At 38.6% G+C, this 24,934-nt stretch carries 26 protein-coding genes; 10 read left to right on the forward strand and 16 right to left on the reverse strand.

Features of this window, described 5'->3' with window-relative positions; translation table 11 throughout:
* Positions 1 to 50 precede the first annotated feature (50 nt).
* Positions 51 to 1,049, forward strand: coding sequence for a PorP/SprF family type IX secretion system membrane protein (locus tag B3394_RS17990; RefSeq protein ID WP_177731740.1), 999 nt, complete (start codon positions 51 to 53; stop codon positions 1,047 to 1,049).
* Between the two features lie 60 nt (positions 1,050 to 1,109).
* Positions 1,110 to 1,619 (forward strand): gamma carbonic anhydrase family protein, encoded by a 510-nt coding sequence (locus tag B3394_RS17995; RefSeq protein WP_177731743.1) that lies wholly within the window; start codon positions 1,110 to 1,112, stop codon positions 1,617 to 1,619.
* Positions 1,620 to 1,676: 57 nt separating this feature from the next.
* Here B3394_RS17995 and B3394_RS18000 read toward each other — a convergent pair whose 3' ends face one another.
* The 15 genes from B3394_RS18000 to B3394_RS18065 form a co-directional block, all read right to left on the reverse strand.
* Positions 1,677 to 1,925, reverse strand: a complete 249-nt coding sequence (locus B3394_RS18000; RefSeq protein ID WP_177731746.1) for a class I lanthipeptide — start codon at positions 1,923 to 1,925, stop codon at positions 1,677 to 1,679.
* Positions 1,926 to 2,117: 192 nt separating this feature from the next.
* On the reverse strand, positions 2,118 to 2,384 hold the full coding sequence (locus tag B3394_RS18005; protein WP_177731749.1) for a class I lanthipeptide: 267 nt from the start codon (positions 2,382 to 2,384) through the stop codon (positions 2,118 to 2,120).
* A 39-nt stretch (positions 2,385 to 2,423) separates the two neighbouring features.
* A complete protein-coding gene (locus B3394_RS18010) occupies positions 2,424 to 2,669 on the reverse strand; it encodes a class I lanthipeptide (RefSeq protein WP_177731753.1) in 246 nt (81 codons plus the stop codon).
* A 64-nt stretch (positions 2,670 to 2,733) separates the two neighbouring features.
* Positions 2,734 to 2,973: a class I lanthipeptide gene (locus tag B3394_RS18210; protein ID WP_414654280.1), complete on the reverse strand. Its 240-nt coding sequence runs from the start codon at positions 2,971 to 2,973 to the stop codon at positions 2,734 to 2,736.
* A gap of 172 nt (positions 2,974 to 3,145) precedes the next feature.
* Positions 3,146 to 4,030: a thiopeptide-type bacteriocin biosynthesis protein gene (locus B3394_RS18015; protein WP_286928836.1), complete on the reverse strand. Its 885-nt coding sequence runs from the start codon at positions 4,028 to 4,030 to the stop codon at positions 3,146 to 3,148.
* The gene (locus B3394_RS18020; protein ID WP_286928838.1) at positions 4,023 to 6,248 is read right to left on the reverse strand and encodes a lantibiotic dehydratase family protein; all 2,226 of its coding nucleotides are present in this window, start codon (positions 6,246 to 6,248) and stop codon (positions 4,023 to 4,025) included. The genes B3394_RS18015 and B3394_RS18020 overlap by 8 nt, the downstream gene beginning before the upstream one ends.
* 4 nt (positions 6,249 to 6,252) lie before the next feature.
* Positions 6,253 to 7,464 (reverse strand): lanthionine synthetase C family protein, encoded by a 1,212-nt coding sequence (locus B3394_RS18025; protein WP_286928841.1) that lies wholly within the window; start codon positions 7,462 to 7,464, stop codon positions 6,253 to 6,255.
* Positions 7,465 to 7,686: 222 nt separating this feature from the next.
* Complete coding sequence (gene murI, locus B3394_RS18030) at positions 7,687 to 8,466, reverse strand: glutamate racemase (RefSeq protein WP_273247149.1); 780 nt, start codon at positions 8,464 to 8,466, stop codon at positions 7,687 to 7,689.
* A gap of 65 nt (positions 8,467 to 8,531) precedes the next feature.
* Positions 8,532 to 9,044 carry an OmpH family outer membrane protein gene (locus B3394_RS18035; RefSeq protein ID WP_177731769.1) on the reverse strand — a complete coding sequence of 171 codons (513 nt, stop codon included), beginning with the start codon at positions 9,042 to 9,044 and terminating at the stop codon, positions 8,532 to 8,534.
* Between the two features lie 17 nt (positions 9,045 to 9,061).
* Entirely contained in the window at positions 9,062 to 10,264 is a 1,203-nt protein-coding gene (locus B3394_RS18040; protein ID WP_349677600.1) for an OmpH family outer membrane protein, read from the reverse strand.
* Between the two features lie 44 nt (positions 10,265 to 10,308).
* Entirely contained in the window at positions 10,309 to 13,056 is a 2,748-nt protein-coding gene (locus B3394_RS18045; RefSeq protein WP_273247150.1) for a BamA/OMP85 family outer membrane protein, read from the reverse strand.
* On the reverse strand, positions 12,989 to 13,729 hold the full coding sequence (locus B3394_RS18050; RefSeq protein ID WP_177731778.1) for an isoprenyl transferase: 741 nt from the start codon (positions 13,727 to 13,729) through the stop codon (positions 12,989 to 12,991). Before B3394_RS18050 ends, B3394_RS18045 begins: the two co-directional genes overlap by 68 nt.
* 4 nt (positions 13,730 to 13,733) lie before the next feature.
* Entirely contained in the window at positions 13,734 to 14,417 is a 684-nt protein-coding gene (locus B3394_RS18055; protein WP_177731781.1) for a DUF6089 family protein, read from the reverse strand.
* 153 nt (positions 14,418 to 14,570) lie between these two features.
* Positions 14,571 to 15,455, reverse strand: coding sequence for an NAD kinase (locus tag B3394_RS18060; RefSeq protein ID WP_177731784.1), 885 nt, complete (start codon positions 15,453 to 15,455; stop codon positions 14,571 to 14,573).
* Positions 15,456 to 15,478: 23 nt separating this feature from the next.
* Complete coding sequence (locus B3394_RS18065) at positions 15,479 to 16,138, reverse strand: CBS domain-containing protein (protein WP_177731788.1); 660 nt, start codon at positions 16,136 to 16,138, stop codon at positions 15,479 to 15,481.
* A gap of 94 nt (positions 16,139 to 16,232) precedes the next feature.
* Between B3394_RS18065 and B3394_RS18070 the strand changes: the two genes are divergently transcribed.
* The 8 genes from B3394_RS18070 (at position 16,233) to clpX (ending at position 24,612) form a co-directional block, all read left to right on the forward strand.
* Positions 16,233 to 16,946 carry a pyridoxine 5'-phosphate synthase gene (locus B3394_RS18070; RefSeq protein WP_177731790.1) on the forward strand — a complete coding sequence of 238 codons (714 nt, stop codon included), beginning with the start codon at positions 16,233 to 16,235 and terminating at the stop codon, positions 16,944 to 16,946.
* Positions 16,946 to 17,713, forward strand: coding sequence for an alpha/beta fold hydrolase (locus B3394_RS18075; protein ID WP_273247151.1), 768 nt, complete (start codon positions 16,946 to 16,948; stop codon positions 17,711 to 17,713). Before B3394_RS18070 ends, B3394_RS18075 begins: the two co-directional genes overlap by 1 nt.
* Before the next feature lie 145 nt (positions 17,714 to 17,858).
* Positions 17,859 to 19,112 (forward strand): OmpP1/FadL family transporter, encoded by a 1,254-nt coding sequence (locus B3394_RS18080; protein ID WP_177731796.1) that lies wholly within the window; start codon positions 17,859 to 17,861, stop codon positions 19,110 to 19,112.
* A gap of 18 nt (positions 19,113 to 19,130) precedes the next feature.
* On the forward strand, positions 19,131 to 20,708 hold the full coding sequence (locus tag B3394_RS18085; protein ID WP_177731799.1) for a G-D-S-L family lipolytic protein: 1,578 nt from the start codon (positions 19,131 to 19,133) through the stop codon (positions 20,706 to 20,708).
* Positions 20,709 to 20,792: 84 nt separating this feature from the next.
* Complete coding sequence (locus B3394_RS18090) at positions 20,793 to 21,131, forward strand: phage holin family protein (protein WP_177731802.1); 339 nt, start codon at positions 20,793 to 20,795, stop codon at positions 21,129 to 21,131.
* 126 nt (positions 21,132 to 21,257) lie between these two features.
* Positions 21,258 to 22,583: a trigger factor gene (gene tig, locus B3394_RS18095; protein ID WP_286928854.1), complete on the forward strand. Its 1,326-nt coding sequence runs from the start codon at positions 21,258 to 21,260 to the stop codon at positions 22,581 to 22,583.
* An 83-nt stretch (positions 22,584 to 22,666) separates the two neighbouring features.
* A complete protein-coding gene (clpP, locus tag B3394_RS18100) occupies positions 22,667 to 23,326 on the forward strand; it encodes an ATP-dependent Clp endopeptidase proteolytic subunit ClpP (RefSeq protein WP_177731808.1) in 660 nt (219 codons plus the stop codon).
* A gap of 53 nt (positions 23,327 to 23,379) precedes the next feature.
* Positions 23,380 to 24,612, forward strand: a complete 1,233-nt coding sequence (gene clpX / locus B3394_RS18105) for an ATP-dependent Clp protease ATP-binding subunit ClpX (protein ID WP_177731811.1) — start codon at positions 23,380 to 23,382, stop codon at positions 24,610 to 24,612.
* A gap of 101 nt (positions 24,613 to 24,713) precedes the next feature.
* On the opposite strand, the gene B3394_RS18110 is transcribed toward clpX, so the two are convergent.
* On the reverse strand, positions 24,714 to 24,934 hold a 221-nt coding region (locus B3394_RS18110; RefSeq protein ID WP_286928858.1), incomplete at its 5' end, for an OmpA family protein.

Consider the following 24,934-nt stretch of genomic DNA (forward strand, 5'->3'; position numbering starts at 1 on the left):
AAGGACAATTAAAAGAATTTAAAGCCCATTTCTCATTAAAAAGATAACTCATGAATATTTTTAAAAAACGTTATTTAGTTTTAGCATTATTTTTATCACAAATGTCTTTCGCACAGGAAGGGATTGCAGTTTATTCAGATTATTTATCGGATAACTATTATTTGATACACCCATCAATGGCGGGAGCTGCTAATTGTGGTAAAATAAGATTAACAGCCCGACAACAATGGTTTGGGCAGGATGATGCTCCGGCATTACAAACTTTGAGTTTTAATACCAGCGTTGGAGAACAGTCCGGTATTGGTATTATCGCTTTTAATGATAAAAATGGGTATCATTCTCAAGTGGGAGGGAAATTGACTTATGCACACCACATCCGATTTTCAAGAGGTGTAAACGACTTGAATCAGTTATCTTTCGGTATGAGTGCAGGGTTAGTACAAAGTACTTTAGATGAGTCTAAATTCGGTCCTGAGTTTGATCCGATTATTGACGGAGGAATGAAACAGAAAGATTCTTATTTTAATGTTGATTTAGGGGCTTCATATCATTTCCTTGATTTCTATACGCATTTCACTGTTAAGAATGCCGTATCGAATAAAAGAGATATCTATACAGATGTGGAAAGCGATAACCTTAGAAAATACTTATGGAGTGCAGGTTATGTTTTTGGAAACAGAGATAACGGCCTGTCATGGGAGCCATCTTTCATGTTACAGTATGTAGATAAAACAAAAGAGAAAACGTTTGATATCAACCTGAAAGTTTATAAAGAAATGGATTTCGGTAAACTTTGGGGAGGATTGTCTTATAGAAGAAGTTTTGACGGTGCTCAATATGTGGCCGACAACAGTGTGAGTGATCAGAAGTTGCAATACATCACGCCGATTGTTGGTGTGAATTATAAAAACTTTATGTTTGCGTATACCTATTCTCACTTAACTGGAGATGTTAAGTTTGATAATTCAGGATTTCACCAGATCACATTGGGTATTAATCTTTTCTGTAAAAGAGAACCATACGATTGTAACTGTCCTGCAGTTAATTAATTATAAAGAGATTATTAATTCCGTCCCGATTTTATTCGGGACGATTTTTTTTGAGATAGTATGATCATAAAAGAAGTCAGAGGGAAATACCCTCAAATCCCGGAAGATTGTTATGTAGCAGAAAACGCAACTATTGTCGGAGAAGTTACATTTGGAAAATCATGCAGCGTTTGGTTTAATACGGTGATCAGGGGTGATGTGAATTTTATCAGTATAGGCGATAAGGTGAATATCCAGGACGGTGCAGTAATTCACTGTACGTATGAAAAGCATCCGACCATTATCGGGAATAACGTTTCTATAGGCCATAACGCGATCGTACACGGCTGTACGGTTAAAGATAATGTCCTGATAGGTATGGGAGCCATTGTGATGGATAATTGCGTTATAGAGAGCAATTCTATCGTTGCGGCGGGTTCTGTGGTTACGCAGAATACGGTTGTGGAATCCGGGACCATTTATGCAGGTGTTCCGGCTAAGAAAGTTAAAGATATTAATGCCTCCGATTTTGCCGGTGAAATTGAACGGATTTCGAATAATTACGTCATGTATTCAAGCTGGTTTAAATAGCAGGCTTTAGTATAATAGTATAAAAAAAGGCACTTCATTGAAGTGCCTTTTTATTTTTTAATGACCGATTACAACACATTTATTGTTGAAAGTAGGGCAAACGGCATTCATGGTTGGTGAACCCGGGCAGATGCCTAATTTTGTAGCACTAACAGTAGTGTCGTTAACCGGACATGGCGTGCACATCATAAGCGTACTGGTAGCAGTTGTATCTGCTTTTCCTCCGTTTAACTGGCTTGCCTGATTTGAATTTAAACGACTGATCGTCATTTTATCTAAACTTAATTTTAGGTTTTTCTTTTTCATGATTTGAATTAAAAAGGGTTTACTGTAAAACATTTTCTTTGTGATGAAGAAAATGTACTTTTAAAAGTCAGGCAAACCGTATTCGCAACGGGTTTGTTACGACTGACTTACTTGTTTGCCTGATTAGCGCTTAAACGCCTGATTTTTATTTGTTTTAATTTGATGTCGGATTTAATTCTTTATAATTGGGAATTAAAATCCTCCTCCGATACATTTTTTCTGTAAGGATGCACATGCTGTATTGAAAGTCGGACAAACGGCATTCATAGTTGGCGAACCCGGGCAGATCCCTAATTTAGTAGCACTAACAGTAGTGTTGTCAACCGGACATGGTGTACACATCATAAGTGTGCTGGTAACTGTAGTGTCTGCACCACCGTTTAACTGACTTGCCTGGTTAGAGTTTAAACGACTGATTGTCATTTTGTCTAGACTTAATTTTAAATTCTTTTTTTTCATAATTAAATTGATTTATTTATTGGTATTTGACTAATAAGCTTATAGTTGGGTAATGCATTTCTTTTGAAAAGACTGGCAATTACTGGTTAATCCGGGGTCGGTCGGGCAAATAGAACCACATTGTGTACGTGCCGTTGCTACAGTACCTGTATCGCCCGGGCAGGGAGAGCAGATATTCGTGAGTGTAGTGTTTGCAACACCACCGTTTAACCGGCTTGCCTGGTTGGAGTTCAGACGGCTGATCGTCATTTTGTCTAAACTTAATTTCAGATTCTTTTTCTTCATAATTAGTACTGGGTGTTATGGTAGGTATAAACAATAAAAGGACATTTCATGTCCTTTTATTGTTTTATTGGCTAATGCATTTTTTGTTAAAACTTGGGCAAACCGCGTTCATTGTTGGTGAATCAGGGCAAAGTCCTAATTTTGTAGCATTTATTGAAGTGTCATTTGGGCAAGGTGTACACATTAATAGGGTACTGGTAACAGTTGTGTCTGCTTTTCCGCCATTTAACTGACTTGCCTGATTTGAGTTTAAACGACTAATAGTCATTTTATCTAAACTTAGCTTTACGCTTTTTTTCTTCATAATCTAAATAAAAAATGGATAACGGTTAGATTTATTGTAATCGGTTGTATCCAAATGTAAGAAAAATTTACATGTTTGTTTTTTATTTTTTAGTTAAATTATGTTAAAGTTTAATATTAAGTTTTGTGTAATGTTTTATATGGTGATTTTAATGTAATAAAACAATGAATCCTTATTTTAAGCGGGCTAAGGAAGATTTGTAATATTTATGTAAGAAAAAATAGCAAACTAATTCATAGGTTCTGTTTTTAGATTTAAACAGACGGTTCATAAACATGTGGATGTGACTGGACAAAAAGTCATCAATATTGATGTTTAAATTGTTATTTTCTCGCAATATTTGAATTTCCTGAACGGTCGCAGCAATGTTCTCCTGTTTGCGGTTTAACAATGCTAAAAGCGGAGCGTGATCCAGCTCTTCACCCGATTGGGTCATAAAAGCCTCTATCTTTTCCCGGTGGTTCCGGTATTTCGTGTCCAGCTGTCTTTTAAGGAATTTGGAAGATCCGTATTCCTTTTCGAAAGCCGTTTTGAGCCGATCCATAAAATTTTCTTTTTCACCAATTGTAAACCGGAAACTTTCCAGAAAAGCGTCAATGCCTCTCAGGCTGAACAGCCATCTTAATTCATCGCCTTCTTCTCCTTCATCAATTAAATCCAGAATGTTAAGGATCATTTCGCTGTCGTGATGGAAAATCTTTTCCGAAAGATCCATAGAATTTTTACCATAGCGCTCTATTTCCCTTTCATAAGTTTCGTTCTGAATTTTCCAGATATAATGCTGTTCGGTGAACTTTTGGAGGTAAGGCGCTAATGCCGTAATAACGCTGTTCAGGTTGTTAGTGTCGGTGCAGTGGAAGCGAAGCCGTAAATGATGTTTGGGATCCGTATAACGAATGAAAAACCATTTGTCGATAATCTTTTCTTCCATTAGTCTTTCGGCTACCGGCTTAACCATTTCCAGTAGGATGTGTTCGGTTGTTTTTATTCCGGTGTATATTTTATAGTATAGCCATTTATCGCCAATAATAAAATTCTTTTGGAGTGTATTAGTCATGCTTCAGTTTTTTATTATAGTAGGATATTACAATTTGATTCGAATAGGTTTCGTTGTGCTGCTGGTTTTTTACAACTTGTTTCTCATTAAACAGAAACTCTTTCAGCTGGAACTGCTGTAAGGTTTCGGCTGCTTTTAAAAGCATTTTGATGGAGTCGGTATTCCTGAAGTTAATGACTAACTCATTATCTCCCTGTATCAGTTTAACATATTGCGGTATTTTGTGGGCTTCGGTAATCTCGGCTGTCTTCTTTAAAATTTCGGTATTGTCTGTGATTTTATAAAGTTTATCAAACACGGATTTTTTGATGTTCCAGGTGGCTTCCTGCAGGATCAGGTTTTTGTATTCAATGCGGGGCATATGATCCAGCCCGTTGAAAATCTGATTCAGGAAAAACGGAAGGTTTCTTTTTCCCTGCGTTTGCAGGTCGCATAAAAAGTGATATATAGGCAGGGAGTTGTTGCTGTAATTATGAGCATTCGTTAAACGGGGAATCACTTCTTTGTTGTGCTTTTTAGAGCGCAGGAGGATGTTTCCGTCATTTTTAACGGAAAGGTATAAATCGTCTAACGGAATTTGATTTTCGGTGCTTAAAGTCGATTTTCCAAGATATGGAATTTCGTATTCCCGGAAACTGGGTCTTGACAGGATATTGCCGGTCCGGGATTCCGGAAGGTGGATTATCTCGGCTAAGATCTTGTCGCTGTTTATCTGGGATTCGGTGTCGATGATCTGCTGGGCATGCTCTCTTAAAACATCGTCTCCGTGGCAGAAACGGCCAATAAGGTTGGCGGCACTTGAATTGCCGGTACCGGTGAATGTGATTTTTTGCTGTCCGTCAATATTGATTACTTCAATTAGTGTTGCCATGGTGTCCGGCAGGTCGTCCCAATTTTCCTTGAAGCTTTTAACATCGTCATCGGTCAGGCGTATCGGCTGGTTCTTTGATGTTGCTTCCATTAACTTTTTCTGGAAAATAAGATCAAATGGCGACCATTCGAATTTCATGTTTTCCGACTGGCCTTCATTGGTGAAAACCAAATCGTCAATTAGCGTGTTAATGTCGGCATTATTGATCTCTTTGTATAACAAACCGGTTTCCGAATCTAAGGCCAGAGAAAGCGGCACTTCGCTTGTTTCGTAACGTTCCCGGAAGGAATCGGCAAACTTCTTTAAAATAGGATTGTAATATTGTGAGGTGATTTTGTTTAAAAAGGTGAGTCCTTCTTTAACGGAATCGGCTATTCCGGTACTTAAATAGTTGGTGTCATGGGTAATGAACATGTCGGTTTGAAACATGTATTTTAAGTTGATCTCTGTACCGATCTGTTCCAGTGATTGTGCTATTTCCAGGTATTTTTGCGGATCATTGCCTATCGATTTGTCAAGTCCGGAAAGGTCGTTTCCTACTTTTTTCAGGGTTTTGTATGTCGGACTTTCGGAATCAATTTCTTTTAAAGTACTGCACAGGGAATCCAGATAGGAGTCGCCGGTCACCGACGGTTCTAATTTGCTTACCAGAATCTGGTTGTATATCAGCTCATCAATAAAATCTTTTGCATCTTCATAGGTAACCTCTTCGTCAACGATGGCCTGAGCCAAACCGGAAGCGTGTATGCCCTGTTTGGAGAGCGCTAATATTTTTTCTAAATAGTCCGATTTTGTTACGGCAATTAAATGATGCTCTCTTTTTCCGTTAATGTATTTGTATTCTACATAACGGATCTGGTCGCCTACACTATATATTGTAGAGTTGGGGTAAAACAACAGCTGGTCGGTTATGTTTTCGGACTTTAAAATGTCCTGCGACAGGGAAACCAGGTAGTTCATGTCCAGACGGGAATGTCTTTTGTGCTGGTCAATTGCTTTGAGGGTGATGTTGGTCTCTTCGGCAAAATCTCCGGTGGTCAGTCCTGCAAAAAGACCGAAAGGAGTAGGTCTTGTTGCCATTCTGGAAATATATTTTAAGAACGAATTTTTTAGGCGCTCCACTTTTTTGGGATCGTTAATTTTTCCGGCTTCCCATTTTTTGAGTTCATCGTAAAAAGCAGGTGAGGCTAAAAATAGTGCTTCCGCAATTACCGGATTGGTCAGGATGTCTTTGTATTGCTCATCGGTAATGGTTTCGTTGCCGGTGAATTTGCGGTAGAAATCGAGCGAAAGCAGTGGTGTTCTAAGTACAAACTGTGGAAAATTATGATAGGTTGTATTGGCCATTTTTTTAGTTTAACATTAAACATTCATCCCAGGTATTGTCCTGATCGGAAAGGAAATCGATCATCGATAACCCGATGCCGGCAACGCCTTCCAGTAAGGTCAGGTCGCTTTGCCAGATCTCTTCTTTTGCTTTCCATTTTTTAAAGCCGGCATAACCGTCTTCGTGTATTGCCATTTTCAGGCCGTCTTCAATCCAGAAGCGGGAAGTTTCAAGGAATTGTTCGTCGCCCGTTTCGCGGTATATGCGGTTGAAGATTTTTGCTGCTCCGAAGGAACCGTGGCAAATGCCGGGATCCATGATCCGGCTGTCTTCATAGGATGTTCTCTTTGCTGCATGTTCGAAGATGGTAAGTACTTCTTTTTTCATCGTTTCGTCTTCCAGGCGGCCTGCCGCTTCCCACAATGCCAGTGCAATACCCAGATCGCCGTAACACCAGGATAAACGGCTGTATTTGCTTACTTCTCCTTCATCGCTCACCCAGTTCGGGAACATCGAATATGGATTGTCCTCCCGGTTTTTCTGTTCTAAAAGATAATTGGCATTGCCTCTTAACAACGGTTCTACTTTTGAACGGAAAGCTTCAAACTTGTGCAGTTTGCAGAAGAATTTCAGGAAGCTCGCCATTCCGTGTGATAAGCTTAGGTTGTATGCTTTTTCATTGGTTTCATAATTGAGAATGGTGAGCCATTTTATGGTTTCCTTTTCTTTTATCGAATAGCTGTCTAACAGGTCAATAACCTCAACAACATAATTGCTGTATTGTTGCTTTAAAGCGTCAGATTTGGTGTTTCTGTAGCGATTCAGGAAATAATAGGCTATGCCTATCGCGCCGTGCAAAAAGTCGTAGTTTTTTAGCTGCATGTTTCGCATCATTTCCGAATGCAGGTAGGTATCCATTGGCGATAACAGGTCGTCATTATCGTTATCGATAAAACCTTCCTGTTCCAAATGGTCAATTACCCACGCCATGCCCGAAATCCCGGTACAGTAAGTCGGATAGTTGTAGCCGTTGTTCATTTTTTCAAGACATTCCATCAGGATATCTGAAGCAACATCAGAATACTGGTCATCCTGAACCAGGCGGGAATAGTAAAAAAGGAATAATGTTAAACCGGAACTGCCCACTAAAACACCGGTGTCGGTTTCGTGCTGGTATTTTTCCGCAATGGCCTGGTAGATTTCCTGAAGTTTCGCGTATAGGTCGTTTTTAAGCATATTTTTCTTAAATATTTGAGATAAGTCTAATGGTTTTCGGCTTAACATTTAAGAATGGCAGCCAAACAAATTTAGAAACAAATAATGAAAGAAAAAACTTAAAAATGTAATTACTGCAATAAAAAGCTGTAGCAGATGAGGAGTTTGTTGCTTTTTTGTATTGAAGCCTTATAAAATATAATGGTTTGGCTCTTTTGTTGCAAAATGTTTTTGAAACGGATTTTAGAAATCGGTTTCAAAAACATTAGCTGAAAAGCCGGATATATTTTTAAGCACCTGCGATTTGTAATTGGTATAAAACAGGTGGGTGCTTTCTGCTTCGGTAGTATTGAGCAGGTTGTTTTGTTCCAGTACATTTTTTGTTTGTCTGGCAACCGCTTCCCCGGAATCAATGATCTTAATATGAGCCGGAATGATTTCTTTTATCTGCGGCAAAAGGAAAGGGTAGTGCGTGCAGCCAAGCACCAGGTAATCAATATTGGCTTCGACCATCGGTTTAAGATAGGTTTTGAGCAGTTCTTTGATCTCGTCCGATTCCAGATCGCCGTTTTCAATTAACTGTACCAGTCCATAACCAACCTGTTCGATGATGTTGATGTGCTTGTAATTGGCAACCGTTTTATGAAACAGTTCGCTGTTCAGGGTACCTTTGGTTGCTAATATGCCTATGGTTTCTGTTTTGGTTTGATTTGCGGCCGGTTTTATGGCCGGTTCAATACCAATGATAGGAACGCTGTATTTTGCCCTTAATTCCTTAATGGCGTTCGTTGTGGCCGTATTACAGGCAACCACAATCAACTTGCAGTCGCGTTCCAGTAAATAATCTACGTTTTTGCAGCTCAGGCGTATAATGTCTTCTTTGGTTCTTTGACCGTATGGAGCGTTTTTACTATCGGCTAAATAGATAGTATTTTCGTTGGGTAAAAGCTGATGTACTTCTTTCCAGATGGAAATTCCTCCAACACCGGAATCAAAAAAGCCTATTGGATTTTTATTACTCATTACACAAATATAAAAAAAAACTGCCCTCATTATAAGGGCAGTTTTTATTTTTTAGCTTTAATTTATTATTTAAAACCTAATTCTTTTTTAACGTCAGCTGATAAATCCGGACCATCAGCAAGGATAACACCACTTCCGTCTGTAGAATCTAAAACATATTGGTATCCTTTTGCTTTAGCAACTTTTTGGATAGCAGCTCTTGCTTTTTCCATGATTGGTTTTACAAGATCAAGTTCTTTTTGTTGTAATTCTTTTCCAGCATTTTCTCTGTACTGTTGGATTCTCTGACCCATATCCTGCATTTCTTTAGAACGTGTTTCGTTGATAGCTTCCGTTACAGTTGCAGCTTCTGACTCATATTTTTTTAATTTGGTTTGATACTCACTAACCATAGTTTTATATTGTGCATCGTATGTCTCCCCAATTTTTTTCACTTGAGCCTGTGCCGTTTTCATGTCAGGATAGTTTGTCATCAAATCACTTACGTTGATGTGAGCAACTTTTGCCTGTGCAGAAATTGTTTGACTCGCACCAATGAAAAGTGCAGCAGCGATAAGTAAAGTTTTTAACTGTTTCATTGTTTTAGGTATTTAATTTAATTTTCTGATTTATTTTCTGATGATTTATTTTTTAATTTCTCTTCTCTGTCTTTTTTAGCTTTTTCGCGGTCTTCCAGTATTTTTTTCTTTCTGTCTTCCAAAGCTTTTTTTCGTTCGTCCAGTTTTTGCTGACGCTCCTGAGCTAATTTGTCTTTAGCATCCTGCTGTTCTGTTTTAACATCGCTTTTAGGCTCTTCGCTTAAAGGTGTTTGTGCTGCCGGAACCTGTTTTTCGCCTTCTTTCGGAGTAGCAGGTGCTTTTGGCTGTGCTTTATTGGCATTTCTTTCGTCAAGTATTTGCTGACGTCTGTCCGCCTGTTCTTTCTTTTTCGCTTCCAAAGCGGCTTTACGTTCGTCTAATTTCTGCTGACGTTCTTCTGCCAGTCTGGCTTTTGCATCCTGTTGCGCCGTTGGAGCGGTATTTTCTTCGCCTTCTGCTTTCGGCTGTGCTTTATTTGCTTTTCGTTCGTCTAATAACTGCTGACGTTTTTCCAGCTGTTCCTGTTTTTTAGCTTCCAAAGCAGCTTTTCTGTCTGCAATGATCTTGTCACGGGCAGCTTTACGTTCGTCAATTTTTTTCTGACGTTCCACCTGATCCGGATTGGCACTGTCCATATCTTCCTTACGTTCCTGTGCTTCCAGTTCTTTAAGCTGTTTTTTATTCATCTGTTCTTTTTTCTGAGAACGGGTCAATACTCTTAAAACCTGGTCGCTGATGTCAAAACGCTGCGCTGCAAAAAGCATCGTCAGATCGGAGGCTTTGTCAAAAACAAAATCATATTTCTTTGCTTCGGCTATATCCTGAACGGCATTGAAAACCTGATCCTGTATTGGTTTTACCAACATGGTTTTTTGTGTCATCAGATCTCCCTGAGGACCAAAACGTTTTTGCTGGTAATCCAACATTTCATTTTCAAGGAACCGGATTTCGTCTTCACGTTCGGAAATCAATTCCTTCGTCAATAATACTTTTTCAGTTTTTAAACTTTCTTTAAGCTTATTGATTTCATTTTTTTTAACTTCAATTTCTTGTTTCCAAGTCTGCGCCTTTAATTCCAGTTGGTTTTTTGCTTCGGCATATTCCGGAGCTTTCTCAAGAATATATTCCATATCAATGTAACCTATTCTGATACCTCTACTTTGCGCATTTGCCGTTAAATTAGCAAACGTTACAAGTGCAATTAAAAAATATTTTCTCATAACATTAATTAAATATTATTTTTCAACTATCGTGCCAAACTTTTTTAAAACTGTTGTCCAATGATAAAGTGCGTTTCCCATCCATTTTTCTGTGTTTGTCCCGGAAGGGCATCAAAACCATAACCGAAATCAATACCCAATAATCCGAATGCCGGCATAAATACTCTTAATCCAAATCCTGCAGAACGTTTCAGGTCAAAAGGATTGTAGGATTTGAAAGAGTCAAACGATGCTCCTGCTTCTAAGAAGGAAAGGGCATAAATTGACGCTGACGGATTCATTGTAATCGGGTAACGCAATTCTAATGAAAATTTATTATAAATCGTTCCTCCGGATTGTTGTCCTTTTTGAGGACCTTCCTGAATGATTGGCGTTAAGGACTGGTTAGGATATCCTCTTAACTGGATAACCTCACGACCGTCCATAGAGAAATTCGCCAGACCGTCACCTCCTAAATAGAAACGTTCGAAAGGAACTAAACCTCTATTTTGGTTGTACGCACCAAGGAATCCAAATTCACCTAAAGAACGAAGTACTAATTTATTATAAATTGTGGTATACCAGTCTGCTTTGAACTTCACTTTATAGTATTCCAGCCAATTAAATTTCTTTTGATCCACTAACGACTGATCGGCAGCAGCATCCTGGTAATTGGTAACCGCATCACCATTGGAATTGATATAGGCGCCTGCAGGAACATAATTTCCGGTAGTAGAGTTGGTATAACCTGCACCGTTATTTTTTAGTTTATAAGCCTGCTGATTTCCTAAATCGCCATAGTCAACCCCGTTAAAAAGGGAATAAGGTAAGGTAAATTTTCCAGAAATACTAAATTCTGAACCATAAGTTGGATAAACCGGGTTGAAACCTTTACTGTTACGGGTCAATCCAATGGTATAGGTTAAGTTTTTAGAGGAACCGTTACCGAATGTAAATAATCCTGTGTTATAGTTGTTTAAGTCATAATACTGGAAACTTAAAACGTGTGATAACTGGAAGTAATCATCCGGAACATTCAATCTTTTTGCTAAACCTACCGATAAGGTTGTAATGTTGAAACTCTGGTTTCTGGTTACATCTCTTGTCTGGTAGTTGTACAGGAATTGTTTACTGTGTGAGATGGAAGTGGAGAAACTCACCGGTTTCTTACCACCAAGCCATGGCTCCTGGAATGAAATACTATAGGTCTGGAAATAGCTGCTTCCCTGTAAACGAAGCGACATTTTCTGACCGTCTCCCATCGGAAGCGGTTTGTAGGCATCCCTGTTAAATATATTTTTAATGGAGAAGTTATTGAACGATAAACCAAGTGTTCCGATGAATCCGCCACCACCGTAACCACCTTGCAGCTCTACCTGGCTGGAACCTTTTTCCACAACGGTCCATTCCACGTCAACACTACCGGAAGCAGGGTCGGCATTTTTAACCTCCGGATGGATAGCTTCCGGATCGAAAAACTGTAACGCTCCTAGGTCACGGATCGTTCTGATTACGTCCTGTTTGTTCCATTTTTGCCCCGGACGGGTTCTTAACTCACGGTAAATAACATAATCGTTAGTCTTGTCGTTTCCTTTAATGGTAACGTTGTTAAAGTAGGCGATAGGACCTTCTACGATTCGGATTTCGAAATCAATAGTGTCGTTAGCCGTTCTAACCTCAACCGGGTTAATATTGGAGAATAAATAACCGTTGTTCTGGTATAGGTTTGTTAAATCTTCTGCATCAGGACTTTTCTTGTTAGCGATTCGTTCCTGTAATTCTTTTCCGTTGTAAATATCACCTTTGTTGATTCCCAGTACACGGTTTAGGTCACGATCCGTATATACCGTGTTTCCTAAGAAACGGATATCTCCAAAGTAGTATTTTTTACCTTCTTCGACATTGAATTTAATAGCAACGGTATTTTTTTCTTTGTTGTAAGTAACAGTGTCCGAAGTAATACGGGCATCACGGTATCCTTTCTCTTTGTATTTCTCAACAACAGAAGCTAAATCTTCTTTATACTTGTCTTTGATGTATTTCGAGGTTTTGAAAAGACGCATCGGGTTAAAAGGATTTTTCACTTTGGTGTTACTCATTGCCTTTTTAATCGCGGAAGTTTTCATCATGGAGTTTCCGGTAATTTCAATATCCGAAACCTTCACTTTTTTGCCTCTGTCAACAAGGATAACCATATTCACATTAGCCTCGGTAGAATCTACCGGAATAGTGTTTATGGTTACTTTGGTGTTGAAGTAACCGTCTTTTTTGTATTTGTTTTCGATGTAGTTTCGGGCTGTAGTGATCAGGTTTTCATTTACTACTTTCCCTTTCTTTAAGTCGTTATCTTTGATAAGCTCTTCACTTTTACCTTTTTTTACACCGGTGATTTTTACGTCCTGTAATTTTGGTAATTCATGAATGTTTAATTCAATGTAGATGCTGTCGCCTTGTATTTTATTGTAATAGATATTGATATCATTGAAAAGTCCAAGCTTCCACAATTTTTTGATGGCATTACTAATCTCTTCTCCGGGAACGCTGATCATTTGTCCTTTTTCCAAACCTGAAAAAGTAACCACAGTTTGCTGATTATAGCTTATTTTTCCTGTAACATCAACATCTGCTAAAATATATTGTCTGCCTGTTTCAGGCTCAGTGTGTTCTTGAGCATTTATTTTGGAAATATTTCCTAAAATTAAAATTGCAAAAAGTAGTTTTATTCCTTTTTGAAGCATTTGTGAATTATTTAATTTGTTCGCTTGTTTTTCCAAATCTACGTTCTCTTTTTTGATAGCTGATAATTGCTTCATATAAATCTTTTTGTCTAAAATCAGGCCATAGTACTTCCGTAAAATAGAACTCGGCGTATGCGATTTGCCATAATAAGAAATTACTTATACGGTGCTCGCCACTGGTTCGTATTACTAAATCTACGTCAGGTAAATTGTGCGTGTAAAGATGCTGATTTATAATTGATTCATCAATATCGCCTGATGAAATTATATTATTTTTAACTTTATCGCTAATGTTTTTAATTGCGGCGATTAACTCTTCGCGGGAACCATAGCTCAAAGCCAGTGTTAACGTCATCTGCGTGTTGTTTTTTGTCTTTTCGATTACCTCGAGAAGTTCTTTTTGCACAGAATCCGGCAGGTGTTGTGTGTTGCCGATACAGTTAAGCTTAATGTTGTTTTTTTGAAGGGTGGGAAGTTCGGCTTTTAATGACTTGATTAAAAGTTTCATTAAAGTTTCCACTTCAAGTTTAGGACGATTCCAGTTTTCTGTGGAAAAGGCATAAAGAGTCAGGAATTCAATTCCTAATTTTGCGCAGCATTCAACCGTTTCTCGAACTGATTTTGTACCGTTTTCATGACCAAAAGCACGAAGCATGCCTTTTTGTTTGGCCCAACGTCCATTACCATCCATAATGATGGCCAAATGTCTGGGAAGGTTGTCTTTATTAATCGTAATTTCTAAATCCATTTATTTATTCTGCACAAAAGCATGGGTTTTGACCAAAAGTATACGTTAAGGTAACTCCGGAAAATACATACCAATCATTACTGTTTAAATTACCAAATTGTAATTTTTTATATTGATCATTCCTTGGGTTACTTCCATCTAAATTATCGGTGAAAGTATAACGCGCTCCGACTTCAAATCCAAGAATAAGATTGTCTGTTAATCTTGTTTTTATCCCGGCAATAATAGGTATAGCCATCGCATTTCTTGAATCGTCTGTTCGGGTTCTGCCGTTTATAATATACAATTCATCATATCGGAAAAAACTCACTCCGGTAGCAATATACGGAGTTGTTAAGGGTCCTGAATTGTGTAAATCAAAATCAAAGAAATTGAATTCAAGGGCTAAAGATAATTCTTTTACAGAATTTTCAAAGCTATAGCCTCTGTCTTTTCTGCCGGATACTTTGGAATCGGCATCGCTGGAGCTTATTTTTCCCTGAGTATAGGAAATTCTGTAGGCATGTCTGGTGCTTCGGTTCCATTTGTATAAAATACCAAAACCGAAGTCTTTAGGAGCAATATAGCTTGTTGGTCCCACATCTCCCACATAGTTGGTTCCGCCTAAAAAGACTCCCAACTCATTAATCTGAGCTTGCGAAGTTGTGGCAGAGAATACCAGTAAAAAAACAATAAGGATTCGACTCATTTTTCTAAAATAGTGTGCAAATATAATAATATTGATTTCTAAACCATTTAATTACTCGGATTTTCAATTATTTTTTGACAATCCGTAATCATGCATTAGAACAATAGAACGATTTTATGATGTTTATAGTATAATGAGGCGTTATAAAAACCATTAATTTCGTTTGTCTTCTCCCCACAGCAATTTGTTGCGCAGGGTTTTCAGGAAACCTTCTTCCGGGAATTCTACCATATTAATGGTAAACGGTGCTTTGCTGATGTGGATTTCTGTTTCGTTGTCTATTGCTTTTGTTCCGGAATCCAGTGAAACCAGAAACTGTGGTTCCCTGCTGGAAACTTTCAGGCGGATAGCGGTGTCGTCTGATATGATAAGCGGTCTTACATTTAAGTTGTGTGGTGCAATCGGGGTAATGATGATGCATTTTACATCCGGGGTAATAACCGGTCCGCCGCAGCTCAGAGAATAACCGGTTGATCCGGTAGGTGTGGAAATGATTAAACCGTCGGCCCAATAGGACGTCAGGTATTCTCCGTTCAGACAGGTTTCAATGGTAATCATTGAGGTGGTGTCTTTCCGGGATACGGTTATCTCGTTTAAGGCAAAATTCAGGTCGTAAATATTGCACTCTTCCGGATAGCATTCCAGGCTTAAAAGTGCCCGTTGTGAAATTTTGTAATTGCCTTCAAATAAAAGCGGTAACAGGTTTCCGATGGCATCCTGCTGTACGTTTGCCAAAAAACCAAGGCGTCCGGCATTGATGCCTACGATCGGAATGTTTTTGCTTTTTACAAAAGTTGCGGCTCTCAGCATCGTTCCGTCACCACCAATACTGATGAAAAAATCAAAAGTACTGTCCAGCTGGGTGTGGTTGGAAAAGGTAGGGTAGGCTTTATCCAGGATTCCTTTTTCCAATAGAATGGTATGAAAATTCGCTTCAAAAACCACCTCTGTTTCGTAGTTTTTAAAAACATCAAATACTTTATTGATAATTTCTTCGGTGTTTTTCTGGTAGTATTGTCCGTAAAGTGCTAGTTTCATACGCTTGATGTTGATTGAAAACGTTATATGTTTAAGTATTTGTCCAGATAATCGGAACGGTCTTTTAAATTATTCAGATAGGCATCTTCCTGATGTTCGGAAACAATTTCATAATTATAACGACGAAATGTCTGTATAATTTCATTAAGGCCTCCAAGGCTTATTTTAATCGTAACCTGCACTTTGTCTAAATCGGCTTTCGAAATAAAAAGACCCAGGATCCGGGCATTGTTGGTTTCGATGATCTGCGTGATTTCGCTCATGCTGTAATCGGCTGTTCCTTTTTCAACAATCAGTATGCCGCCTTCTTCTCTTAAAAAAGGCGTTTCATGGAAGAAACGGATAATGTCGTCCATTTCATAATACCCTAAATAATTGTTGTCTTCATCCAGAACCGGAACCAGGTTTGCTTCGTTTTTAGCGAAAACTTCCAGTACATCCAGCCATATCGTGTCTTTTCTGACGAAAAAACGTTCAAAGGTATAACGGAATTCGCCAATTTTCCGGTCGTGGTCTAATAATTCCACATCATGAGCACCAATGCACCCTATGTAGGTGTCGTTTTCAACAACAGGAAAGTGACTGTACGGGAATTCAAGAAATAAATCCTGAGCCGTCTCAATGGTTTCGTCTATTTTAAGGGGGTTGATTTCTTTAATGATGTAGTCAGCGATTTCAGTCATGATATTCTTTTCTTTAATCGAATGCAAAATAATCAAAAATTAGGATATTATAGCTTAATTATACTTTGTATTTTTGTGAGAAAATAGTTTGATTATGACAAAACTCTCTGTAAATATCAATAAAATAGCGACTTTACGCAATTCACGCGGCGGTAATGTGCCGGATTTGATACAAGTAGCAAAAGATATTCAAAAATTCGGAGGACAGGGAATCACGATACATCCCCGGCCAGATGAAAGACATATCCGTTACCAGGATGCAAGGGATCTGGTTCCGGTTGTATATACAGAATACAATATTGAAGGGAATCCGGTGAAGAAGTTTATGGATCTGGTGCTGGAAACAAAACCAACGCAGGTAACTTTAGTGCCGGATGCCGATGATGCCCTGACGTCCAATGCCGGTTGGGACACGCTGAAACACAAAAGCTTTTTACAGGAGATCATTCAGGAATTTAAGCAAAACGGAATCCGTACGTCTGTTTTCGTAGATCCGGTATTGGGAATGATCGAAGGGGCGAAAGAAACCGGAGCCGACAGGATCGAGTTGTACACGGAAGCATTTGCCCACGAATATGGTTTGGGGAATAAAAAAGGTATTGAACCGTATGTGGCTGCGGCAACGCTGGCAAACGAACTGCAGCTTGGTGTTAATGCCGGACACGATCTGAGCCTGGACAATATCAAATTTTTTAAAGAAAACATTCCCGGATTGTTAGAGGTTTCCATCGGACATGCCTTAATTTCGGAATCCCTGTATCTGGGATTGGAGAATGTGGTTAATATGTACTTACAAAGAATGAAATAATGGCATTGTATTCAAGAATAGAAGGAGAAGGGAAACCGCTTTTAATTGTTCACGGTTTTCTGGGAATGTCCGATAACTGGAAATCCCTGGGAACACAGTTTGCACAGGAAGGCTATCAGGTGCATTTGCTGGATATGCGAAATCATGGAAAGAGTTTTCATTCGGATGTGTTTAGTTATGCTGTTATGGCAGATGATATTTATGAATATTGCCGCGAGCACCAGTTAACCAAAATTGATTTGCTGGGACATTCCATGGGCGGGAAAGTGGTTATGCTTTTTGCAACCACACATCCGGAAATGGTAGACAAGCTTATCGTGGCAGATATCGGTCCCCGGCGGTATGCCCCGCATCATCAGGAAATTTTGGCGGGACTGAATGCGGTTGACTTTACAACGAAACCAGGCAGGGGCGAAGTGGAAACAATTTTAGGGCAATATATTGACGATCTCGGAACCCGGCAGTTTCTGCTTAAAAATCTGTATTGGAAAGAACCCGGTCAGCTGGCGTTCCGCTTCAATCTGGATGTTTTTATAAAAAACCAGGAAGTAATCGGAGAGGCACTGCCGCAGGGTAATCATTTTGATCGGCCGGTTCTTTTTTTAAGAGGCGGGAAATCCGGTTATATAAAGGATGAAGATTTTGAAGGGATCCGTCATCACTTTCCGAAAGCACAGGTAGAAACAATTGAAAATACAGGACACTGGCTGCATGCCGAAAATCCGGCAGCATTTTTTACAGCAGTAAATTCATTTATAAAAGGTTAAATTTATAAGGTTCACAATTTAAGCAAAGAAATATTATGAGTGCATAATATTTTTCTTAAAAAAATTGTAAAATCCATATTTTGTTATAAATTTGATATATTCAAGATTTGAATATAAACAAATAAAACTAACACATTTTTAACTTATGAGAAAACTGCTATCTTTAACATTGTTAGCCTTGGCTTCATCGAGTGCATTTGCAGGTGGATATCGTGTGAGTCTTCAAGGTCAGAAACAATTGGCAATGGGACATACAGGAGTTGCCGTTGTGAATAGTGCAGAGGTAATGTTCTTTAATCCTGCGGGAATGTCATTTTTGAAAGATCGATTCAATTTGTCCGTTGGCGCTAATATTCTTACTGCAAAAACGAAATTTCAAAATGAGACTTATAACTGGAAAGCTTCAACTACAAATACGGGAACGCCTTTCAATGTTTATGCTTCTTATAGAATAACAGACTGGCTTACTGCCGGAGTTGCGGTTTACTCTCCTTACGGAAGTGAAGTAGCCTGGGATAAAGATTGGGAAGGTGCTCATTTGGTTAATAAAATTGATTTGAAATCAATTTATGTGCAGCCTACAATTTCCTTAAAAGTAAATGAATATTTTAGTGTTGGTGGTGGACCTATTTATGTAAACGGATCTGTTGAATTTAACAGAAACCTTTTCAGAGGGGATAATATCACAGATGCAAACGGGAACCGCCCAGATGTTACTTTAGATGCTAAAGGAATATCAGGATGGGGTTATAACGTTGGTTTTATGTTTAATCCAACTAAAAAAATGCGATTAGGGGTGAACTATCGTTCTAAAATCGTAATGGAAGCCAGAGATGGTGATGCTACCTTTAATGAGATTCCTACTTTTCTTCAAGGAACGCTTTACAATACAAAGTTTAATGCCGATTTACCTTTACCGGCTGAGTTAACCGCTGGATTGTCTTACCAGGTTACCGATAAATTCTTATTGGCTTTTGATATCAACAGAGCCATGTGGAGCGCTTATAAAGCTTTGGTTGTTGAGTTTGCAAACGGAGCACCGACTTCTGTTAATCCGAGAAACTATAAAGATGCGACAACTTACAGAGTGGGAGCACAATATAAAGCCAATGAAAAGTTCACTTTCAGAGCCGGTTGGTACCATGATGAAAGCCCGGTTCAGGACGGTTATTTTGCACCGGAAACACCAAGAAACAGTTCTATGGGATATACCGGAGGTTTAACGTACCAGATCGGTAAAAAATTCGGTGTTGATGTTTCGTTCCTTTACCTGCATTTTGATGAAGTTAATAACAGCTACGATCATTATACAGAAGGAGCTGATAACAATGTTAGTTTCGGCGGAACATATAAATCTTCTGTATTTTCACCAGGTTTAGGTATAACATACAGCTTCTAACTTTTTAATAGGATAAAAATGAAAAATAAATATATATACTTTGCAGTTTTAGCTTCGTTAGGGCTAATGTCTTGTGATCCTGAATTTGAGAACGAAGTAAGCAATCAGAGTTATTCTGCTGGTGATGCCAATTTCAGTTCTTATGTGGCTATTGGAAACTCGTTGACTTCCGGATATATGGACGGAACCGTTTCGAGAGTCGGGCAGCAATATTCTTTCCCGAACATTTTAGCACATCAGTTTGCTGTTGTGGGCGGTGGCGAATTTACACAGCCTTCTTATGAAGAAGATGTGAACAATCTTGGCGGACTATTGATTAATGGTGCTCCGTTTCCAAGTGCTGTTGCAAACGCATTCCCTACGAGATTAATTATCAATACGGCTGTGGGTGGCCCTCAGAATATTGCGGGAACATCATCCATCAATGTGAGTCCGTCTACTTTACAGGCAAAAGCATATAATAATATGGGTGTTCCGGGTGCGAAAACATTTCACTTAATGTTGCCTGGATATGGTAATATCGCCAATTTAGCGGCGGGTACTGCAAATCCTTATTTTGTACGTCATGCCATTACACCGGCTTCTACAGTTATTGGTGATGCAATGACTAAAAACCCGACATTCTTTACCAACTGGATTGGTAATAACGATGTATTGGGATATGCAACTAACGGAGGTGTTGGGACAACTTCAGGAACCGGTGCTGCCGATATTACACCATCAGCAGTATTCTCAGCTTCCTATAACGGTATCATTGCGCAGTTAACGGCGGGTGGAGCCAAAGGAGTTGTAGCGACTATTCCATCGGTTACGGCTATTCCGTTCTTTACAACAGTGCCTTATAACCCGATAACTGCGGCTGCATTGGCCAGTGCGCCGGATCCAACTGGTGCAGGTGCTGTTCAGCAGCTGAACACATTATTGTACAGTCCGTTAAAACAAGCCTTAACGGCTTTTGGAGCGGGTACAAGAATTAACCTGTTAACTGCTACCGGAGCGAATCCGTTATTAATAAAAGATGAAACATTGCCAAACCTTTCGGCACAGCTAACGGCTGCGTTCACGCCATCGTTGGGAGCTGCTACAGCGGCTTTCTATGGCCAGGTTTTCGGTCAGGCAAGACAAACTACAAAAGACGATTTGGTATTGTTAACCACAAGAACGGCTATCGGAACTGCTCCGGCCGGTGTTCCTGCACCACTGGATAAATACGGTATTACCTATCCGTTAGAAGATAAACACGTACTGATTCCATCTGAAAAAGCGGCTATTGCTGCTGCTACATCCGACTTCAACGCTATTATTGTTGCTGCTGCACAATCTAAAAACCTGGCAGTTGCCGATATGAACGCAATCATGAACCAATTGGTTAGCGGATTACGTGTGGAAGACGGACAAATTTATACGGCAAACTATTTTAGTACCGCTACCGTAAATACAGTATTGTTCTCTTTAGACGGGGTGCACCCTAATGCAAGAGGATATGCCGTTATTGCAAACGAAGTACTGAAAGTGATTAATTCACATTATAATGCGAAGTTACCTTTAGTAAGTGCAGGAACATATCCTGGTGCTACTATTCTGACATCAAATTAAAAAGTGATTTACTATAGTATCTAAAAGCGCTGAATTTTCAGCGCTTTTTTTGTATTTTTATAACATTAAATAAAACGCGATAGTATGAATTTACTGATTAGACTTTTGATTACCACTATATTGGTGGTGGTGATTGCAAACTTTTTACCGGGTATAACTGTAGACAGCATTAAAACAGCGCTTATAGTGGCGGTGGTATTGGGATTGTTAAATACATTTTTTAAGCCGATACTGGTGTTTTTTACCCTGCCGGTCACGGTAATCACATTGGGATTGTTTTTGCTGGTTATAAACGCGGTAATTATTCTGATCTGTGATTATCTTATCGATGGCTTCGAAGTGAAATCATTTATCAGTGCCCTGCTTTTTAGTATTGTACTGTCGGTTTGCCAGTGGATATTGAATATTTTTGTCAAAGACTAAAACAGATAAAGTAAAATTATAGGATAAAATTTTAGCTTATTGAGATACAATAAGTTAAAAACTTGGTTGGGTTGTAAAAAATATATAATTTTGCAACCCAATTTTAGTATGTAAAAAAATAGAATAATGAATATTACAAGAAACAATGTTGATGCATTAAATGCGATTGTAACGGTTGAAGTTACTAAAGAAGATTATGCTGGTCAGGTTGAAAAAGTTTTAGCAGATTATCGCAAAAATGCTAGTATTCCTGGATTTAGAAAAGGAGCTGTACCAATGAGTTTGATTCAAAAACAATATGGAAAAGCGGTTCTTCTTGATGAAGTAAATAAATTGTTGCAAAATTCATTAAATAATTATTTGGTTGAAGAGAAGTTAGATATTCTTGGAAACCCGTTACCTAAAGTTACAGAAGATTTTGACTGGGATACTGAAGACTACAAATTCGAATTCGAATTAGGTCTTGCGCCAGACTTTACAGTTGACTTGGGTGCCAAAAACAAAATCACAAAATTCAATATCGTTGTGGATGAGCCAATGCTTGATGAGCAAGTGGAGCGTATCCAAAAACAATACGGTAAATTAGTTTCTAAAGAGAAAGTTGAAGAAGGAGATGATTTAAGAGGAACTTTTTCAAATGAAGAAAAAGGAATTAACAATTCTGTGAATATTACCCTTGATATTTTCAAAGACAAAAAAACGATCAAGAAATTTATCGGTAAAAAAGCAGGTGATGTAATTGCATTAAGCACTAAAGGTTTATTTGATGACGATCACAAATTAATGGATTATCTGAAAGTGTCTCACGATGACGTTCACGGTTTGGATATTGAAGTTAACTTCACAATCGAAGAAGTAAACACTACTGAGAAAGCAGAATTAACACAGGAATTATTCGATAAATTATTCGGAGAAGGAAAAGTAACTTCTGTTGAGCAATTAAAAGAGAAAATCAAAGAGGATGCTGAAAAACAATTTGCAACTCAGGCAGATCAGAAATTCCTTAATGATGTAACAGAATTCTTAATTGAGAATACAAAATTTGACTTACCGGCTGATTTCCTTAAAAAATGGATTCAAACAGTAGGAGAGAACCCGTTATCATCGGAGCAGGCAGAAGAAGAATACACTAAATCGGAAAACGGATTACGTTACCAGTTGATTGAAAGTAAAGTTTTGGTTCAAAACAACTTACAAATCACTTTTGAAGATTTAAAAGCATTCACTTCTGATCTGATCAAGAAGCAAATGGCACAATTCGGACAAATGGATCCTTCTGATGCAGATGTTGAAAATATCGTTGCCAGAGTATTGTCTAACCAGGAAGAAGTGAAACGTCTTTCTGAGCAGGTAATGAGCGAAAAGCTGTTAAATCTTTTCAAAGAAAAGGTTACAGCGAAAGTTAAAGAAGTTTCTTACCAAGACTTTATTAAAGAAATGTACGGAGAATAATCTTTCGTAAAAAATAAGTATATTTGAACGTCAGACTTTTTTAGTCTGACGTTCTTTTTTAATTATAAACAAAAATAATTACTATGAATTACGGAAAAGAATTTGAAAAATATGCTACTAAACATCACGGTATAAACAGTATGTACTATGATAAAATTGTAAGTAGTATGACCCCTTATATCATAGAAGAACGTCAATTGAATGTTGCTTCTATGGATGTGTTTTCCCGTTTAATGATGGACAGAATTATTTTTCTGGGTACCGGAATTGACGATTATGTTGCAAACATCATTCAGGCACAGCTGTTATTCCTGGAAAGCGTTGATGCATCCAAAGATATCAGTATCTATATTAACTCTCCGGGAGGAGGCGTTTATGCCGGATTAGGGATTTACGATACCATGCAGTTTATCAAACCGGATGTAGCTACGATCTGTACGGGTATTGCCGCTTCTATGGGAGCTGTTTTATTATGTGCAGGAGCAGACGGAAAGCGTTCTGCTTTACCACACTCAAGAGTGATGATCCACCAGCCGTTAGGAGGTGCTCAGGGACAGGCTTCCGATATTGAAATCACAACCAGAGAGATTTTGAAATTAAAAACGGAATTGTATGAGATTATCTCTAAGCATGCCAAACAACCGATGGATAAAGTACATCATGACAGTGACCGTGACTATTGGATGATTGCTCAGGAAGCAAAAGACTACGGTATGATTGATGAAGTATTAATGAGAGGATAATTTTAGTTAAAGGTGCCTTGCAGAAAGGCATCTTTCTATTTAAGTATATAAAAATGGCTAAAGAAGTATTAGAGTGTTCTTTTTGTGGAAGAAAAAAGCCAGAAACAAATTTATTAATCGCCGGCATCAATGCCCACATCTGTGACAGATGTATTGAGCAGGCGCATGGAATTGTTTTAGAAGAATTAAAACAAAGCGAGAATTCCGGATTACTGGCCGATTTGGTTTTGAGTAAGCCAAAGGAAATCCGCGCCTTTTTGGACCAGTATGTTATTGGTCAGGACCAGACTAAAAAAGTCTTGTCTGTAGCGGTTTATAATCACTACAAGCGTTTGTTGCAAAAGCAGGCGGATGATGAGGTTGAAATCGAAAAGAGTAACATCATTATGGTAGGTCAAACCGGAACCGGGAAAACATTAGTAGCAAAAACCATTGCCAAAATGTTAAACGTTCCGTTGGCTATTGTGGATGCTACTGTTTTAACCGAAGCGGGTTATGTTGGGGAAGATGTTGAAAGCATCCTGACCCGTTTACTGCAGGCAGCCGATTATGATGTGGCAAAAGCAGAAAGAGGAATTGTTTTTATTGACGAGATTGATAAGATTGCACGAAAAAGTGATAATCCTTCCATTACCAGAGATGTTTCGGGAGAAGGCGTACAACAGGCCTTATTGAAGCTGCTGGAAGGAACTGTGGTAAATGTTCCGCCTAAAGGTGGAAGAAAGCACCCGGATCAGAAATTTGTTGAGGTAAATACACAAAATATCCTTTTTATTGCCGGAGGGGCATTTGACGGTATTGAAAGAGTAATTTCAAAACGATTAAACCGCCAGGCAGTAGGGTATAGCTCTTCAAAAAGTGCCGATCAGATTGACAAAGAAAATCTGTTGCAGTATATCATACCAAAGGATATTAAAGACTTCGGACTGATTCCGGAAATTATCGGACGTTTACCGGTTTTAACACACATGGATCCGTTGGATAGAGAAACCTTAAGAGCGATCTTAACAGAGCCTAAAAACGCCTTAGTGAAGCAATATAAAAAGCTGTTTGCTATGGATGATGTGGAATTCTCTGTTGCTGATGAAGCTTTGGATTTTATTGTTGATAAAGCTTTAGAATACAAATTGGGAGCAAGGGGACTGCGTTCTCTTTGTGAAGCCATACTGACAGATGCGATGTATGATTTGCCAAGCTCAGACGAGAAAACCTTGCATATCGATAAAGCCTATGCAGAGCATTCTTTAGATAAAAACCTTTTACAGCGATTAAAAGCAGTATCATAATAAAAAAAGCCCCGATTTATCGGGGCTTTTTTTTTGCGGTTAACGCAAACAAAAAGGGCGGTCAGATGACCGCCCTTTTCTTATTTGATGAAGAAAGAATCTTATTTCTTAACAATTAAGAATTCGGATCTTCTGTTTTTCGCATATTCCTCTTCGGTGCAATTTTCGCCACAGTTCACTTTCGGCTCGCTTTCACCATATCCTTTACCGGATATTTTGTCTTTTGCGATTCCTTTAGAGATGATGTACTGAACGGTTGATTTTGCTCTTCTGTCGGATAGGTTCATGTTGTACTGATCACTACCTCTGCTATCGGTATGGG

The organism is Flavobacterium sp. UBA4197 (genome assembly GCF_002379575.1).
GTDB classification, from domain to species: Bacteria; Bacteroidota; Bacteroidia; order Flavobacteriales; family Flavobacteriaceae; genus Flavobacterium; species Flavobacterium inviolabile.